Source organism: Leclercia sp. M50 (genome assembly GCF_037150775.1).
Taxonomy (GTDB): Bacteria; Pseudomonadota; Gammaproteobacteria; order Enterobacterales; family Enterobacteriaceae; genus Enterobacter.
In genome coordinates this window covers 49,695-66,269 of sequence record NZ_JBBCPK010000007.1, presented here as the reverse complement: position 1 = coordinate 66,269, position 16,575 = coordinate 49,695, and the positions used below count along the sequence as shown (strand labels likewise).

Annotated in this window: 14 protein-coding genes; 10 read left to right on the top strand and 4 right to left on the bottom strand. The window is 53.9% G+C overall.

The features are described 5' to 3' along the window. Positions 1–339: 339 nt before the first annotated feature. Positions 340–1,815 (bottom strand): muropeptide MFS transporter AmpG, encoded by a 1,476-nt coding sequence (ampG, locus tag WFM46_RS03070; RefSeq protein ID WP_214421672.1) that lies wholly within the window; start codon positions 1,813–1,815, stop codon positions 340–342. Positions 1,816–1,858: 43 nt separating this feature from the next. Next, positions 1,859–2,437 carry a lipoprotein gene (locus WFM46_RS03065; protein ID WP_103178480.1) on the bottom strand — a complete coding sequence of 193 codons (579 nt, stop codon included), beginning with the start codon at positions 2,435–2,437 and terminating at the stop codon, positions 1,859–1,861. A gap of 304 nt (positions 2,438–2,741) precedes the next feature. On the opposite strand from WFM46_RS03065, the gene bolA reads away from it, so the two are divergent. The 9 genes from bolA (at position 2,742) to fadM (ending at position 13,109) form a co-directional block, all read left to right on the top strand. After that, positions 2,742–3,059: a transcriptional regulator BolA gene (bolA, locus tag WFM46_RS03060; RefSeq protein ID WP_039032378.1), complete on the top strand. Its 318-nt coding sequence runs from the start codon at positions 2,742–2,744 to the stop codon at positions 3,057–3,059. A gap of 331 nt (positions 3,060–3,390) precedes the next feature. Further along, positions 3,391–4,689 carry a trigger factor gene (gene tig, locus WFM46_RS03055; protein WP_103178481.1) on the top strand — a complete coding sequence of 433 codons (1,299 nt, stop codon included), beginning with the start codon at positions 3,391–3,393 and terminating at the stop codon, positions 4,687–4,689. A gap of 260 nt (positions 4,690–4,949) precedes the next feature. Then, positions 4,950–5,573: an ATP-dependent Clp endopeptidase proteolytic subunit ClpP gene (clpP, locus tag WFM46_RS03050; RefSeq protein WP_032616835.1), complete on the top strand. Its 624-nt coding sequence runs from the start codon at positions 4,950–4,952 to the stop codon at positions 5,571–5,573. Between the two features lie 127 nt (positions 5,574–5,700). After that, positions 5,701–6,975: an ATP-dependent protease ATP-binding subunit ClpX gene (gene clpX, locus WFM46_RS03045; RefSeq protein WP_103178482.1), complete on the top strand. Its 1,275-nt coding sequence runs from the start codon at positions 5,701–5,703 to the stop codon at positions 6,973–6,975. Positions 6,976–7,159: 184 nt separating this feature from the next. After that, complete coding sequence (gene lon, locus WFM46_RS03040) at positions 7,160–9,514, top strand: endopeptidase La (RefSeq protein WP_336997045.1); 2,355 nt, start codon at positions 7,160–7,162, stop codon at positions 9,512–9,514. Positions 9,515–9,724: 210 nt separating this feature from the next. Next, positions 9,725–9,997 carry a nucleoid-associated protein HU-beta gene (hupB, locus tag WFM46_RS03035; RefSeq protein WP_002444653.1) on the top strand — a complete coding sequence of 91 codons (273 nt, stop codon included), beginning with the start codon at positions 9,725–9,727 and terminating at the stop codon, positions 9,995–9,997. A 210-nt stretch (positions 9,998–10,207) separates the two neighbouring features. After that, a complete protein-coding gene (gene ppiD, locus WFM46_RS03030) occupies positions 10,208–12,079 on the top strand; it encodes a peptidylprolyl isomerase (protein WP_214421674.1) in 1,872 nt (623 codons plus the stop codon). A gap of 148 nt (positions 12,080–12,227) precedes the next feature. Further along, on the top strand, positions 12,228–12,614 hold the full coding sequence (locus tag WFM46_RS03025) for a helix-hairpin-helix domain-containing protein (RefSeq protein ID WP_103178485.1): 387 nt from the start codon (positions 12,228–12,230) through the stop codon (positions 12,612–12,614). Positions 12,615–12,710: 96 nt separating this feature from the next. After that, positions 12,711–13,109 carry a long-chain acyl-CoA thioesterase FadM gene (gene fadM / locus WFM46_RS03020; RefSeq protein ID WP_103178486.1) on the top strand — a complete coding sequence of 133 codons (399 nt, stop codon included), beginning with the start codon at positions 12,711–12,713 and terminating at the stop codon, positions 13,107–13,109. A 52-nt stretch (positions 13,110–13,161) separates the two neighbouring features. Here fadM and queC read toward each other — a convergent pair whose 3' ends face one another. Both queC and WFM46_RS03010 read right to left on the bottom strand, forming a co-directional pair. Continuing rightward, the gene (queC, locus tag WFM46_RS03015) at positions 13,162–13,857 is read right to left on the bottom strand and encodes a 7-cyano-7-deazaguanine synthase QueC (RefSeq protein ID WP_336997044.1); all 696 of its coding nucleotides are present in this window, start codon (positions 13,855–13,857) and stop codon (positions 13,162–13,164) included. 66 nt (positions 13,858–13,923) lie between these two features. Then, positions 13,924–15,624 (bottom strand): SgrR family transcriptional regulator, encoded by a 1,701-nt coding sequence (locus tag WFM46_RS03010; protein WP_336997043.1) that lies wholly within the window; start codon positions 15,622–15,624, stop codon positions 13,924–13,926. Positions 15,625–15,724: 100 nt separating this feature from the next. Here WFM46_RS03010 and cof point away from each other — a divergent pair, with 100 nt between their 5' ends. After that, a complete protein-coding gene (gene cof, locus WFM46_RS03005; protein ID WP_103178489.1) occupies positions 15,725–16,543 on the top strand; it encodes an HMP-PP phosphatase in 819 nt (272 codons plus the stop codon). The last annotated feature ends 32 nt before the right edge of the window (positions 16,544–16,575 follow it).

Sequence of the window (16,575 nt, the reverse complement as noted above, 5' to 3'; positions counted from 1 at the left end):
TTGCAAAGTATAGCCAATCCTGGACAGGAGTCCCGCCATTCGCGGCTTATAACGAATCCAGTCCTGTCGGGAGGGGAAAGGGGGTAATTGGTATAACCATTGCGGAAAAGATACAAATAATTAACAAATAATTTTCAATAAAAAGACAATTAAAAAACGGAAAATTAATCTTTCGGTTGCTGAATCGGTTAAAGGAAAATAGGGTTTATTACCGCTTGCAATAATTTCCGGAATTCTAAGAAGCACGAAACAACAAATATTATTTTGACCGGGACAGATTTATTCGCCGTTATAATTTCACAAGGTGATTACAACGGCAAATAACCGTTTTTTATCATTTTACGCCGTTTGGGTTTTACGCATGGCCAGATAATCGAGAAGCGCACCGGTTACGATCCCGACCATCGCCAGCAGCGCACCCACATCAAGCAGCAGCAGGGTAAACGGCAGATCGAGCGTGGTTGTGGCATTCACGATCGCCGCGACAAGCCACAGCGCCAGCATCAGAGATCCCGCCAGTAAGATTCTCAAGGCGAAGCGATAGGCGGACGAGTAGAGCGTTCTTTCCATAAAGTGTTCGGTTTGCTGGGTATATTCCAGCGAACGGCGGCATAGTAATAACAGGAGCAGCCCAGGAATGGCTGCAAACACAGAGAACAGATAGAACTCCGCCCAGCCGTGCGTTTCAACAAACCAGCCCGCGATAGGGCCAACATAGACCCGACCCACCGCAGAGAGGGCCGAGAGCAGGGCGAACTGCGTGGCGGAGAACGATTTATTGCACAAGGTCATCAGCAGCGCGACAAACGCGGCTGTCCCCATCCCACCACACAGATTTTCGAAGAACACCGCCGTCGCCATGCTGAGCATATGCTTATCGGTGATGGAGAGCAGCCAGTACCCGGCGTTTGAAACCCCCTGCAGAATGCCGAAAATCAGCAGGGCACGGAACAGGCTTAAGCGCTGCATCAGCACGCCGCCGTAGAGCGCGCCGATAATGGTGGCAATCAGCCCCAGCGTTTTGTTAACGACCCCCACTTCACCAGCATCGAAGCCCACACCACGTATCAGGAAGGTGGTGGTCAGGCTCATCGCAAACGCATCGCCAAGTTTGTACAACACAATCAACAGCAGAATGAGCCAGGCGTTGTTACGGCCAAAAAAGTCGCGCAACGGTTCAGCCACAGCCTGCTCAAGGGAGCGGGGGACCGGGATCACATCACTCGGTTCCGGAGCAAGAATTGTGGCGATCATGCAGGGAATAAGCAGGATGGCCATCAGCCAGTACATCCCCTGCCAGCCGAGGTATCTGTCCGCCAGCCACAGGGCCAGCCCGCCTGAGACCAGCATGCCCAGACGGTAACCCAGCACGCTGATGGCGGCCCCGGCGCCGCGCTCTTCGGCTGAAAGCACGTCCGTTTTCCAGGCATCAAAAACGATATCCTGCGACGCAGAGCAAAACGCGATCACCACTGCCAGCGCAGCCATCCAGCGCAGCTGTGACGCAGGCTCAAGAAAGCCCATGGCGGCAATCGCCAGCAGCAGCATCGCCTGGGTCATCAGCAACCAGCCACGACGTCTGCCGAGGAAAGGCGGCGTGTAGCGGTCCATCATTGGTGACCATAAAAACTTAAAGACATAGGCCTGACCGACCAGCGAGAAGAAGCCGATGGTTTTAAGATCGATATTTTCGACGGTCATCCACGCCTGTAGCGTGCCGGATGTCAGGGCAAGGGGTAAACCGGAGGCAAAACCGAGGATCAGCAAGATAGCTGATTTAGGCTGCTGGAAAATGCGTAAGTAGTGACTGGACATGAGGTAAAACTGACCCGACCGGAGGCCGGGTCAGCAGGCAGACTTAACGTGCGTTCTGCTTGATGAATTCGTGAATGCTGGTGTCCTGCGCCATATCGGCGATGGTGTCGGTCAGCACGCTGTTAACCGCGTTAGCAATATTCTGGTTAGAGGCCTGGAACGCACCTTCAACAGAGTAGCTTGCACGGTAGTTTTTGTTCATTTTGTTGCCGTTCTTCGCGGTAGCGATGATGGCGATATCGGCTTTGGTGGCGATGTTATAGCGCACGTTGCCCTGAGAGACGTCGGCGTACAGGTTGTTCACGATGATCTGCAGATCCACCGCACCGCTTGGGCCGACCATATAACCGCGAGCGGTCATCTGCTTCTCAAGCACTTCCTGCAGCAGGAAACGCAGATCGCGGGAGGCGGTCAGGGTGACGACCTGGTTGTCACGGGTAACTTTCGCCAGCGCCTGGTCGCGACGCTGGTCTGCGCCGTTAATGCTTACGGTCACGCCCATCAGGCTTGGATCCTGTTGTGGCAGGGTGATCTTTGGCGAAACATCAATGGTGGTTGGCGGGGTCGCGCAGCCAGCCAGCATAAACAGGGCGACTAAAGGGAAAAAGAGTTTTTTTAACATGTTCAGGCTCTCAACGAATCGTAAGCATATAGAGATAAAAATTGCCGCCATCATAACATTGCCAACTGCAAGGGGAAGTGGTCAACGCATGTAAATTCATCGCCTTGTCTGAAAACTAACCACCTGAAACGCTTTTCCGTTATTCGAACGACAAAACGACGCTTCCCTTATAGGACTTCATACGGTTGAATGAGAAAATCAGACGAAAGCTAAATTTTTGTTGTCTTGTTGTTATGCAAGCGGTAAAAGCGGCTAACATTTAAAGGGATGGGTGACATCTCAGCGTTGTCGGAGGAGTAATTTCATGATGATACGTGAACAGATTGAAGATAAGTTAAGGGCGGCGTTTGAACCTGTGTTCCTTGAAGTCGTCGACGAAAGCTATCGTCATAACGTACCGGCAGGCTCTGAGAGCCACTTTAAGGTGGTGCTGGTCAGTGACCGTTTCGCTGGCGAGCGTTTTCTCAACCGTCACCGTATGATCTACGGAACCTTGACGGAAGAGCTCTCGACCACGGTCCATGCGCTGGCGCTCCACACTTATACAATCAAAGAGTGGAAAGGGTTACAGGATACGATTTTCGCATCGCCACCGTGCCGGGGAGCCGGGACGATCGCCTAATAAATCCTGTTTGCAACAGCAGGAGCTTTTCCAGTATGTTGCATAAAGATTACGTCAAAGCGGCCTGCGGGCCGTTTTGTTTTGTCCGGGTTTTGAGCCGGTGGCGCGATTTTAAGGCTAAAAATAGCCTTAATTTGTGAAAAAAGCCGCAGCAACATACGCCAACCGTTCTCGACTCACTAAAGTGATGCCGCTATAATGCCGCGTCTTAATGAATGTCTTCGGGATGATTCTGGCGACAGGGAATGTGAATCTGCTACAAGAGAGCATCCCGGTATTGCGAGGCAAATTCAGAGTTGACCGAGCACTGTGATTTTTTTGAGGTAACAAGATGCAAGTTTCAGTTGAAACCACTCAAGGCCTTGGCCGCCGTGTAACGATTACAATCGCTGCTGACAGCATCGAAAACGCTGTAAAAAGCGAGCTGGTCAACGTAGCGAAGAAAGTCCGTATTGACGGCTTCCGTAAGGGCAAAGTACCGATGAATGTCGTTGCTCAGCGTTATGGCGCTTCTGTTCGCCAGGACGTGCTGGGTGACCTGATGAGCCGCAACTTTGTTGACGCGATCATCAAAGAAAAAATCAACCCAGCCGGTTCCCCGACCTATGTTCCGGGTGAATACAAACTGGGCGAAGACTTCACCTACGCGGTAGAGTTCGAAGTCTATCCTGAAGTTGAGCTGAAAGGCCTGGAAACGATTGAAGTTGAAAAACCTGTCGTTGAAGTGACTGAAGCTGACGTTGACGGCATGCTGGACACCCTGCGTAAGCAGCAGGCGACCTGGAAAGACAAAGACGGCGCTGCTGATGCAGAAGACCGTGTCACCATCGACTTCACCGGCTCTGTAGACGGCGAAGAGTTCGAAGGCGGTAAAGCGTCTGACTTCGTACTGGCGATGGGCCAGGGTCGTATGATCCCAGGCTTCGAAGACGGTATCAAAGGCCACAGCGCTGGCGAAGAGTTCACCATCGACGTGACCTTCCCGGAAGAGTACCACGCTGAAAACCTGAAAGGTAAAGCGGCTAAGTTCGCCATTACCCTGAAGAAAGTCGAAGACCGCGAGCTGCCAGAACTGACTGAAGATTTCATCAAACGTTTCGGCGTTGAAGATGGTTCTGTTGAAGGTCTGCGTGCAGAAGTGCGTAAAAACATGGAGCGCGAGCTGAAAGGTGCCGTGCGTAACCGCGTGAAGTCTCAGGCTATCGAAGGTCTGGTTAAAGCTAACGAGATCGAGATCCCGTCTGCCCTGATCGACAGCGAAATCGACGTTCTGCGCCGTCAGGCTGCACAGCGTTTCGGTGGCAACGAGAAGCAAGCGCTGGAGCTGCCACGCGAGCTGTTCGAAGAGCAGGCTAAACGCCGCGTTGTCGTTGGTCTGCTGCTGGGCGAAGTGATTCGTACCCACGAGCTGAAAGCTGACGAAGAGCGTGTTAAAGGTCTGATCGAAGAGATGGCTTCTGCCTATGAAGATCCGTCAGAAGTTGTTGCTTTCTACGGCAGCAACAAAGAGCTGATGGAAAACATGCGCAATGTCGCCCTGGAAGAGCAGGCTGTTGAAGCGGTTCTGGCCAAAGCGAAAGTGTCTGAAAAAGCCACTTCGTTCAACGAACTGATGAACCAGCAGGCATAATTCTGCCCGCTTTGTTTAAAGTTTGAGCAAAAAACCCGTTGCCTTTCGGCGGCGGGTTTTTTTTATCACAGTTATAAATCACGAAGCGTGATAAAACGCCTTTTCAGTGTTAGCGTTACAACAAAAGATTGTTATGCTTGAAATAGGGCTGAGCCATCCCCATTAGTGGGGAAGCAGTATTAAAGAGACTGGCTGATAATCCGTCCGCAAGGTTACAATCAGTACAGCAGGTATTTTCATTTTTTATCCAGGAGACGGAAATGTCATACAGTGGCGAACGAGATAACTTTGCACCCCATATGGCGCTGGTGCCAATGGTTATTGAACAGACCTCTCGCGGTGAACGTTCTTTTGATATCTACTCCCGTCTGCTTAAAGAGCGCGTTATCTTCATGACCGGCCAGGTGGAAGACCACATGGCGAACCTGATCGTGGCGCAGATGCTGTTTCTGGAAGCGGAAAACCCGGAAAAAGACATTTACCTGTACATTAACTCCCCGGGTGGCGTTATCACCGCCGGGATGTCCATTTACGATACCATGCAGTTCATCAAGCCTGATGTGAGCACCATTTGTATGGGCCAGGCGGCATCGATGGGCGCATTCCTGCTGACCGCAGGGGCGAAAGGCAAGCGCTTCTGCCTGCCGAATTCGCGCGTTATGATCCACCAGCCGCTGGGCGGATACCAGGGCCAGGCGACAGACATTGAGATTCACGCCCGTGAAATTCTGAAAGTTAAAGGGCGTATGAATGAACTTATGGCTCACCACACGGGTCAATCACTTGAGCAGATCGAGCGTGATACCGAGCGCGATCGCTTCCTGTCCGCACCAGAGGCAGTTGAGTACGGCTTAGTCGACTCCATTTTGACCCATCGTAATTGATGCCCACGACGCGGGTGTGCCGCTATACTATGGTAGGGCGGCACTTTGCTTACGAGCAGCTTGCGTCTGAGAATGGCATTTGCGTCGTCATGTGCGGCACAAAGAACTTAAAAAGAGGTTTTGACTCATGACAGATAAACGCAAAGATGGATCGGGCAAACTGCTTTACTGCTCTTTTTGCGGCAAAAGCCAGCATGAAGTGCGCAAACTGATTGCCGGGCCATCCGTGTATATCTGCGACGAATGTGTCGACTTATGTAACGACATCATCCGCGAAGAGATTAAAGAAGTCGCACCACACCGCGAGCGCAGCGCGTTACCGACCCCGCATGAGATTCGTCATCATCTTGACGACTATGTCATCGGTCAGGAACAGGCGAAAAAAGTGCTGGCAGTGGCGGTGTACAACCACTACAAACGTCTGCGTAACGGGGATAACAGCAACGGCGTTGAGCTGGGCAAAAGTAACATTTTGCTGATCGGCCCAACCGGTTCCGGTAAAACCCTGCTGGCAGAAACGCTGGCACGTCTGCTGGATGTTCCATTCACCATGGCCGATGCCACCACCCTGACCGAAGCCGGTTATGTGGGTGAAGATGTGGAAAACATCATTCAGAAACTGCTGCAGAAATGTGATTACGATGTGCAGAAAGCACAGCGCGGTATCGTTTATATCGATGAGATCGATAAAATCTCGCGTAAATCCGATAACCCATCGATCACCCGTGACGTTTCCGGTGAAGGTGTGCAGCAGGCATTGCTGAAACTGATCGAAGGGACGGTTGCCGCGGTTCCACCGCAGGGCGGTCGTAAGCATCCTCAGCAGGAGTTCCTGCAGGTTGATACCTCCAAGATCCTCTTTATCTGTGGCGGTGCGTTTGCCGGTCTGGATAAAGTCATCGCTAACCGTGTTGAAACCGGCTCGGGTATTGGCTTTGGCGCCACCGTAAAAGCGAAGTCTGAAAAAGCGAAAGAGGGCGAACTGCTGATGCAGGTTGAGCCAGAAGATCTGATCAAGTTTGGTCTGATCCCTGAGTTCATCGGTCGTCTGCCGGTTGTCGCCACGCTGACAGAACTGAGCGAAGATGCGCTTATTCAAATTCTGAAAGAGCCGAAAAATGCCCTGACCAAGCAGTATCAGGCGTTGTTCAATCTGGAAGGTGTTGAGCTGGAATTCCGCGACGAAGCGCTTGATGCGATTGCTAAAAAAGCGATGGCACGTAAAACCGGTGCCCGTGGCCTGCGTTCCATCGTTGAAGCAGCCCTGCTTGATACCATGTACGACCTACCTTCCCTGGAAGAGGTCGAGAAAGTGGTCATCGACGAGTCCGTGATTGCCGGTCAAAGCAAGCCGCTGCTGATTTACGGTACGCCGGAAGCGCAGCAGGCATCTGGCGAATAATTCACCAGAGCATACAAGCAGTTAATCAAAAAGGGGGGATTTAATCCCCCCTTTTATTTTTCCGTAAACATGACGTTGAATGTGTGGGAAACATCCCCATATACTGGATTACATGTTAATGGTTATGTGAAGCACAGTCTCATGACCAGCTTACCTGGCGGACACTAAACTAAGAGAGAGCTCTATGAATCCTGAGCGTTCTGAACGCATTGAAATCCCCGTATTGCCGTTGCGCGATGTGGTGGTTTATCCGCACATGGTCATACCCTTATTTGTAGGGCGGGAAAAATCTATCCGTTGCCTTGAAGCCGCCATGGATCATGATAAAAAAATCATGCTGGTTGCGCAGAAAGAAGCATCAACGGATGAGCCGGGTGTAAACGATCTTTTCACCGTCGGGACCGTGGCCTCTATTTTACAAATGCTGAAGCTGCCTGACGGCACCGTAAAGGTGCTGGTTGAGGGGCTACAGCGTGCGCGTATTACCACGCTATCTGACGATGGCGAACACTTTGCGGCAAAAGCGGAATACCTCGACTCGCCTCAGCTGGACGAGCGTGAGCAGGAGGTGCTGGTTCGCACCGCGATCAGTCAGTTTGAAGGCTACATCAAGCTGAACAAAAAAATCCCACCAGAAGTGCTGACGTCGCTCAACAGTATCGACGATCCTGCACGTCTGGCAGACACTATCGCTGCACACATGCCGCTGAAGCTGGCGGACAAACAGTCCGTGCTGGAGATGTCCGACGTTAACGAGCGTCTGGAATATCTGATGGCGATGATGGAGTCTGAAATCGATCTGCTGCAGGTTGAGAAACGCATTCGCAACCGCGTGAAGAAGCAGATGGAGAAATCTCAGCGCGAGTACTATCTGAACGAGCAGATGAAGGCTATTCAGAAAGAGCTCGGCGAGATGGATGACGCGCCGGATGAAAACGAAGCGCTGAAGCGTAAGATCGACGCGGCGAAAATGCCGAAAGAGGCCAAAGAGAAAGCGGAAGCAGAACTGCAGAAGCTGAAAATGATGTCTCCGATGTCGGCTGAAGCGACCGTTGTACGCGGCTATATCGAGTGGATGGTTCAGGTTCCGTGGAACGCCCGCAGCAAGGTCAAAAAAGACCTGCGCCAGGCCCAGGAGATCCTGGATACCGACCACTACGGTCTTGAGCGTGTCAAAGACCGCATCCTTGAGTACCTTGCGGTTCAGAGCCGTATGAATAAGCTCAAGGGGCCAATTCTCTGCCTGGTCGGGCCGCCGGGGGTGGGTAAAACCTCTCTGGGGCAGTCCATCGCCAAAGCCACCGGTCGTAAATATATCCGTATGGCGCTGGGCGGGGTGCGTGACGAGGCGGAAATCCGCGGTCACCGCCGGACCTATATCGGCTCAATGCCGGGCAAACTGATCCAGAAGATGGCGAAAGTGGGCGTTAAAAACCCGCTGTTCCTGTTAGATGAGATCGACAAAATGTCGTCCGATATGCGCGGCGATCCGGCGTCTGCCCTGCTTGAAGTGCTGGATCCAGAGCAGAACGTGGCATTTAGCGATCACTACCTGGAAGTGGACTACGATCTGAGCGATGTGATGTTCGTGGCGACCTCTAACTCCATGAACATCCCGGCACCGCTGCTGGATCGTATGGAAGTGATCCGTCTTTTTGGCTACACCGAAGACGAAAAGCTGAACATTGCCCGTCGTCACCTGCTGTCGAAGCAGATTGAACGTAACGCTCTGAAAGAGAGCGAACTGACCGTCGATGATAGCGCGATTATCGGCATCATTCGTTACTACACCCGTGAAGCGGGCGTGCGTAGCCTGGAGCGTGAAATTTCCAAGCTGTGTCGTAAAGCGGTTAAACAGCTGCTGCTCGATAAGTCGTTGAAGCACATTGAAATCACTGGCGACAACCTGCACGAATACCTCGGTGTTCAGCGCTACGACTATGGCCGCGCGGACAGCGAAAACCGCGTCGGACAGGTTACGGGTCTGGCATGGACGGAAGTAGGCGGCGATCTGCTGACCATTGAAACCGCCTGCGTACCGGGTAAAGGTAAGCTGACCTACACCGGCTCGCTGGGTGAAGTGATGCAGGAGTCCATTCAGGCTGCGCTGACCGTGGTGCGCGCCCGCGCGGAAAAACTGGGTATTAATCCGGACTTCTACGAAAAACGCGACATTCACGTTCACGTGCCGGAAGGGGCAACGCCGAAAGATGGCCCAAGCGCCGGTATCGCCATGTGTACCGCGCTGGTCTCTTGCCTGACCGGTAACCCGGTTCGTGCCGATGTGGCAATGACCGGCGAAATCACCCTGCGTGGCCAGGTATTGCCGATTGGCGGTTTGAAAGAGAAACTGCTGGCGGCACACCGCGGTGGCATTAAAACGGTTCTCATTCCGTACGAGAATAAGCGCGATCTGGAAGAGATTCCGGATAACGTTATCGCCGATCTGGATATCCATCCGGTGAAACGTATTGAGGAAGTTCTGACACTTGCGCTGCAGAATGAGCCTTCAGGAATGCAGGTTGTGACCGCAAAATAGTGACCTCGCGCAAAGAGCGTCAATAAAAAAAAGGTTGGTAAGCTATTTCGGGCTTGCCAGCCTTTTTTTGTATAGCTAATTTAGATTGCTGATTGGGCCAGCCATCAACAACGGGTGTTGTAAGGTCATGGCAGGCCTGATATAACTGCTGCGCGGTCGCGTTGTGAAGGATTCAGACGCGATATAAATTATAAAGAGAGGAAGAGAAGAGTGAATAAATCTCAACTGATTGACAAAATTGCTGCGGGTGCTGACATCTCCAAAGCTGCGGCTGGACGTGCGTTAGATGCTTTGATTGCTTCTGTTACCGAATCTCTGCAGGCTGGGGACGACGTAGCGCTGGTAGGTTTTGGTACTTTTGCTGTTAAAGAGCGTGCTGCCCGTACTGGCCGCAACCCTCAGACCGGTAAAGAGATCACCATCGCTGCTGCTAAAGTTCCGGGCTTCCGTGCCGGCAAAGCGCTGAAAGACGCGGTAAACTGATCGCTTTCTTACTTCAGGGAAGTTGAAAAGTACAAGGGCGCATCATTTGATGTGCCTTTTTTGTTTGTCCAGGCCTGATTTATGTGAGTTTATGCGAGTTGTGGGCTGACAATAGCCCCGGTTTCTTGTCACAATACGTCTTTACGCGCTGCGGTCAGGATTCCGCCAGCGTCAGGTCACCAGTCACCTACAGCGGAGTGTGGTTACACCATGATGGACAGCTTACGCACGGCTGCTAACAGTCTCGTGCTCAAGATTATTTTCGGTATCATTATCGTGTCGTTCATATTGACCGGCGTGAGCGGATACCTGATTGGCGGTAGTGCAAACTACGCCGCAAAAGTGAACGACCAGGAAATCAGCCGTGGGCAGTTTGAGAATGCATTTGCCGGTGAACGTAACCGCATGCAGCAACAGTTAGGCGATCGGTTCTCTGAACTGGCGGCGAACGAAGGGTACATGAAGAACCTGCGTCAGCAGACGCTGAACCGTCTTATCGACGAAGCCCTGCTTGATCAGTATGCCCGTGAGCTGGGTCTGAGCATCAGCGATGATCAGGTGAAGAATGCGATTTTCGCTACCCCTGCTTTCCAGAATAACGGCAAATTCGATAACACCCGTTATACCGCCATCGTTAATCAGATGGGGATGACGCCGGATCAATACGCTCAGGCACTGCGCAATCAGCTCACCACTCAGCAGCTTATTAACGCTGTTGTAGGCACCGACTTCATGCTTAAGGGCGAAGCGGACGAGCTGGCGACGCTGGTTGCTCAGCAGCGCGTCGTGCGCGAAGCCACTTTCGACGTTAACGCCCTGGCGGCTAAACAGCAGGCGAGCGACGAAGAGGTGAAAAGCTACTACGAGCAGAACAAAAACAACTTCACCGCCCCGGAACAGTTCCGCGTGAGCTACATCAAGCTGGATGCGGCTGCGATGCAGGAGAACGCCACCGATGCGGAGATCCAGTCTTACTACGATCAGCATCAGGATCAGTTCACTCAGCCACAGCGTAACCGTTACAGCGTGATTCAGACCAAAACGGAAGCCGACGCTAAAGCGGCGCTGGATGAGCTGAACAAAGGCACCGACTTTGCAACGGTCGCAAAAGAGAAGTCCACCGATATCATCTCTGCGAAAAACGGCGGTGACATGGGTTGGCTGGAAGAGGCGACCACCCCGGACGAGCTGAAAAATGCCGGCCTGAAAGAGAAAGGTCAACTTTCTGGCGTGATTAAATCTTCCGTCGGTTTCCTGGTGGCACGTCTGGATGATATTACCCCTGCGACAACCAAACCGCTGGCGGACGTCCATGATGAGATTGCGGCGAAAGTGAAGCAGGAGAAAGCGCTGGATGGCTTCTATGCGTTGCAGCAGAAAGTGAGCGATGCGGCCAGCAACGACAACGAATCCTTGGCGGGCGCTGAGCAGGCTGCGGGCGCGAAAGCTGTCACCACCGGTTGGTTTGATCGTGACAACCTGCCGGAGGAGCTGAACTTCAAGCCAGTGGCGGATGCTATCTTTAGCGGTGGTCTGGTGGGCGAAAACGGCACCCCGGGCAGCAACTCCGACATCATCACCGTGGACGGCGACCGCGCCTTTGTCCTGCGTGTGAGTGAACACAAGCCGGAGGCTGTTAAGCCGCTGGACGAGGTGAAAGATCAGATCGCTGCGCTGGTGAAACATAACAAAGCCGTGCAGCAGGCGAAGCTGGATGCTGAAAAGCTGCTGGCTGAGCTGAAAGCCGGTAAAGGTGATGAGGCGCTGAAAGCGGCTGGCCTGAGCTTTGGCGAGGCGAAGACCCTGAGTCGTACCGGTCAGGATCCGATCAGCCAGGCGGCATTTACCCTGAGCCAGCCTGCGAAAGACAAACCGAGCTTTGGTATCGCCAACGATATGCAGGGCAACGTAGTGATTGTGGCGCTGGATGAAGTCAAAGCGGGCACCATGCCGGAAGCGCAGAAGAAAGCGATGATTCAGGGTATCACCCAGAACAACGCCCAAATCGCTTTCGAAGCGTTGATGAGTAATCTGCGTAAAGAAGCCAAAATTAAGCTGGGCGATATCATTACTCAGCAGTAATTACGTCGCTGGTCGCAAACTTAAGCAACATACTGCAATACCAAAAGGCCGCTTTCGCGGCCTTTTCCATTTCTGCAATCTGCTGTTTGTGCCTGAAAAGCGGCCCGAATAAGGTAAAGGGGCTGTCAACAAACAAGGAGAAAACAGCATGAAACATGGAATCAAAGCCCTTTTCATCACGCTTGCCATCGTAACGGCGGGGTTGAGCCACAGCGCGCTGGCGGCACCCTCGGTCGCGAAAACGCCGGTCACGCAAAGCAAATCTGAGCCGTCGGTCTCCGTCACATCATCACCGCAGTCGAAAGCCGCCGCGAGCAGCAAAAACGGCGAAGAGGAAGGGGTGCGGGTCAGCATTAATTCTGCATCGGCAGAGGAGCTGGCAAAGGTGATGAATGGCGTGGGGATAAAAAAAGCCCAGGCGATCGTCAGTTACCGCGAAGAGTACGGTCCGTTTAAAACTCTGGACGATCTCCGGCAGGTTCCGGGTATGGGTGGGGCGCTGGTGGAACGTAATCTTGCGCACCTGATGCTGTAATAACTTGCACAGTGGTAAAAATTTGCCAGGATAAAGAGGTCGTACCAGTTATGACCTCTGAATCTTATAATTAACTACCCTGAAGGCTATTGCGCTATGCAGACCCAAATCAAAGTTCGCGGTTACCACCTTGATGTTTATCAACACGTTAATAACGCCCGTTATCTGGAGTTCCTCGAAGAGGCGCGCTGGGATGGACTGGAAAACAGCGACAGTTTTCAATGGATGACCGCGCACCGTATCGCTTTTGTGGTGGTGAACATCAATATCAACTATCGCCGGCCCGCAGTGCTCAGCGATCTACTCACCGTGACCAGCCAGCTACAGCAGTTGAACGGGAAAAGTGGGGTATTGAGCCAGGTGATCACCCTGGAGCCGGAAGGACAGGTGGTGGCAGATGCGTTGATTACCTTTGTCTGCATCGATCTGAAAACGCAGAAAGCGCTGCCGCTGGAGGGGGAGTTACGTGAGAAGCTGGAGCTGTTAATCAAATAACCCCGCTTCTGATGCCGGGCGAAGCATCTTTTCACCCGGCAGACCGCTCCGGTCAGCTAAGACCGGTTTTTTTCTTCAGAGCCGCCATCACCCCGGCTTTATCCGCCAGATAGTGATTCAGGCCATTAGCGCGCAGATTACACGCCGCACACTGGCCGCAGCCATCGCCTTTGATGCCGTTGTAGCAGGTGAGCGTTTCGTTACGCACCAGATCCAGCTTGCCCCAGTAGTCGGCCAGCGCCCAGGTTTCGGCTTTATCGAGCCACATTAGCGGCGTTTCGAAACGGATATCTTTAGCCATGCCGAGGTTCACAGCGTGGTTAAGGGCTTTAACAAACTCATCGCGGCAGTCCGGATAGCCCGAGAAGTCGGTTTCGCACACGCCGGTGATGATTGCCTCGGCTTTTACCTGGTAAGCATAGATGGCCGTCAGGGTCAGGAAGAGGATATTACGCCCCGGTACGAAGGTATTCGGGATCCCCTCGGCATCCGGTTCGTAGTCCGGTACCGGAATGCTGTCCCGGGTGAGGCTGCTCACCGCCAGTTCGTTGAGCAGAGTGACATCCAGCACCTTATGCGCCCGTGCGCCGAGTTTCACCGCCAGTTTCTGCGCGACCTCAATCTCTTCGCTATGGCGCTGGCCATAGTCAAAAGTCACACAATGGACTTCATCATATTGCTGCAGAGCCTGAACCAGACAGGTCGTGGAGTCCTGGCCTCCACTGAAGACGACAACGGCACGTTTCATTAATCTTCCCAACTTTGACGGTTAAAGACCTATGGTAGCGTCTGCCCGTGGCGGCGACCAGCTTCTTCACGTTTTCGGCGCCGGCAGCCAGGCCTCGGTAAAGTCAAACCAGCCGCGCGGATTCAGCCGGATACCATTTACCCCCGGCGGGGCGCTGATTTGATACTGATAGTTGAACAGCGGCGTCAGCACGGCACGCTTCATCAGGCGGGAGTAAACCTCTTTCAGCGCCAGATGGCGGGCAGAACCGTCGGGTTGGGTCTGAACGGCATCCAGGGTCGCCATCAGGTGCGCGAACTCCGGTGCGCTGAGCAGATAAGGCCACAGGGCATCACAGCGCAGCCACTGCTCCAGGGTGTATTCTGGCGCCTCGCCAATTAACCTGTCCCCCATCATGATATCCGCCTCCGCCAGGGCGGTGCAGCCGTCCCACGTTTTGGCATCATGAAACATCACTCTGAGCTGACACCCTTCCTGCGCCAGATAGCGTTTCAACTGTTCCGCCATGGTATGCAACTCCACCGGCAGGTGATAAAGCAGAGTGAGCGTTTCCGGCAGAACGGTCTCCTGTTCCCGCGTCCACTGCGGGATTGACCAGCCCGGCAGCAACTCTTGGGTCGGCGTGATGAGATTCTCGTCCAGCGGCAGCGTATGCAGCAGCGACGAGTGATGGATGATCTCGATCACCCGTCGGGCCTGCGCTTCGCTTAGGCGATCGCTCTGTTTCAGCGTGAGGTAGCAAAAACCGAGGCTGATGCTGTTACTGACCAGCCGCAGGCTGGCAAGCTCCTCCGGCTCACCGATGGCAATCTGCACCGGATGACGACAGCTGGTACCTAAATCCTGGTCAAAAAGCTGAGGCGTGATCCAGTATTCGATCGCTTTCAGCAGCGGATGCCCGAGGTGGTACTGCTCGTGGCTTTCCAGCCGGACCAGGTCAGGATCGAAGATTGCCAGGCGAAACGGCCCGCTCCCGGTCAGGGGCTGTTCAGGATGGGCAAGGTGGCTGCAATAGCTTGCCAGCCGGTGCGCCAGCCAGTAGTCGGGATGGTGTAATACAAAAGTCAGGCACTGAGGATGGGTGACCTCAATTTGCCTCACGCTGTTAAACAGCTTGCGCAGCGCGGGCAGGGTAAGCAGCTTCGCCAGCTGGCTCTGGAGCTGGGTTGCCTCGACTTTATCCCCGTTGTGCCAGTGCAGCGTGGAGCGAATGTAGAAATGCCAGCGCAGCCCGTCGGTCGAGATATCCCAGTGATGCGCCAGATCGCCCACGGGTTCGCTGCGGGTATCGTCGAACCGGGTCAGTCCGGAAAAGATCTGTCCCACGAGATGCTGTTCAGCGCGGCCCGGCAGAAAACCAGGCTGGAGCGGATCGAGTGGACGGTAATAGGGAATGCGCAGCGTCGGCGTATCATTCTGCCACTGCCCGCCCAGAAAAGGATGCAGCAGCGCGCGCAGCGCCTGGGGGGCCAGCTGTGCCAGCGCCAGGGCATTCTGCTGATGCCCGCTTTTCAGCGCCTCTTCCATCATCGCGTTACGTAACGATTCCGGCGTGACGTAAAAGCGTAGCTCACCGCGCTTTCCGCGTCCGGACTGCGCATGCCAGCTGAGCCAGCCCGCCTCCTGGGCCTGACGTAGCAGGGTGCGGACATGCCGTTCACTGCAAAAACAGCGGCTCGCCAGCTCTGCCACACTGACCTGCTGTGGCGCACCGGCAGAGGGCTGCCACAGTCGCTGGTACTGATTAAGTCGATTAAGCTGGCGCATCGTAAACCCGGAACAATAATGTCCATCTATTCAGTATTACTTCCGTATATACCAGGCAATACTGTTGCACAAGTTACCTCTTCACATTTTTGGAGTTCTCATGGCGCGGCTGGCGGCATTTGATATGGACGGCACCTTGTTAATGCCGGATCACCGTTTAGGCGATAGGACGCTGAGCGTGCTTAAGCGGCTGCGTGAGCGTGATATCACGCTCACCTTCGCCACGGGTCGTCATGTGCTGGAGATGCGCCACTTAATGGGGGCGCTCTCCCTCGACGCCTTTTTGATTACCGGCAACGGCACGCGCATTCACTCTCTGGAAGGGGATGTGCTTTATCGCCAGGATCTCGCCCCGGATGTGGCAGAACAGGTGCTGCACAGCACATGGGATACGCAGGCCAGCATCCACGTTTTTAACGATACCGGCTGGCTGACAGGCAAGGAAATCCCGGCGCTGCTCGAAGCGCACGTCTATAGCGGCTTCCAGTATCAGGTGACCGATCTGCGCCGTATTCCGGCCCATGCGGTGACGAAAATCTGTTTCTGCGGCGATCATGACGATCTGTGCCGCCTGCGCATTCAGCTCAACGAGGCGCTGGGCGGCCGCGCGCATCTCACCTTCTCGGCCATCGATTGTCTGGAGGTGCTGCCGGTAGGGTGCAACAAAGGCTCCGCGCTGGCGGTGCTGAGCGAACATCTGGGCCTGAGCCTGCAGGAGTGTATGGCGTTTGGCGATGCGATGAACGATCGCGAGATGCTGGGCAGCGTGGGGCGCGGCCTGATTATGGGCAATGCGATGCCGCAGCTGATCGCCGAGCTGGCGCATTTACCGGTTATTGGACACTGCCGCAACGAGGCCGTGTCCCATTTCTTAACCCATTGGCTGGATACACCTGATCTTCCTTATTCCCCCGAATAGTGAGACCCTTCCAGCAAGCCAGACAAGCGTCT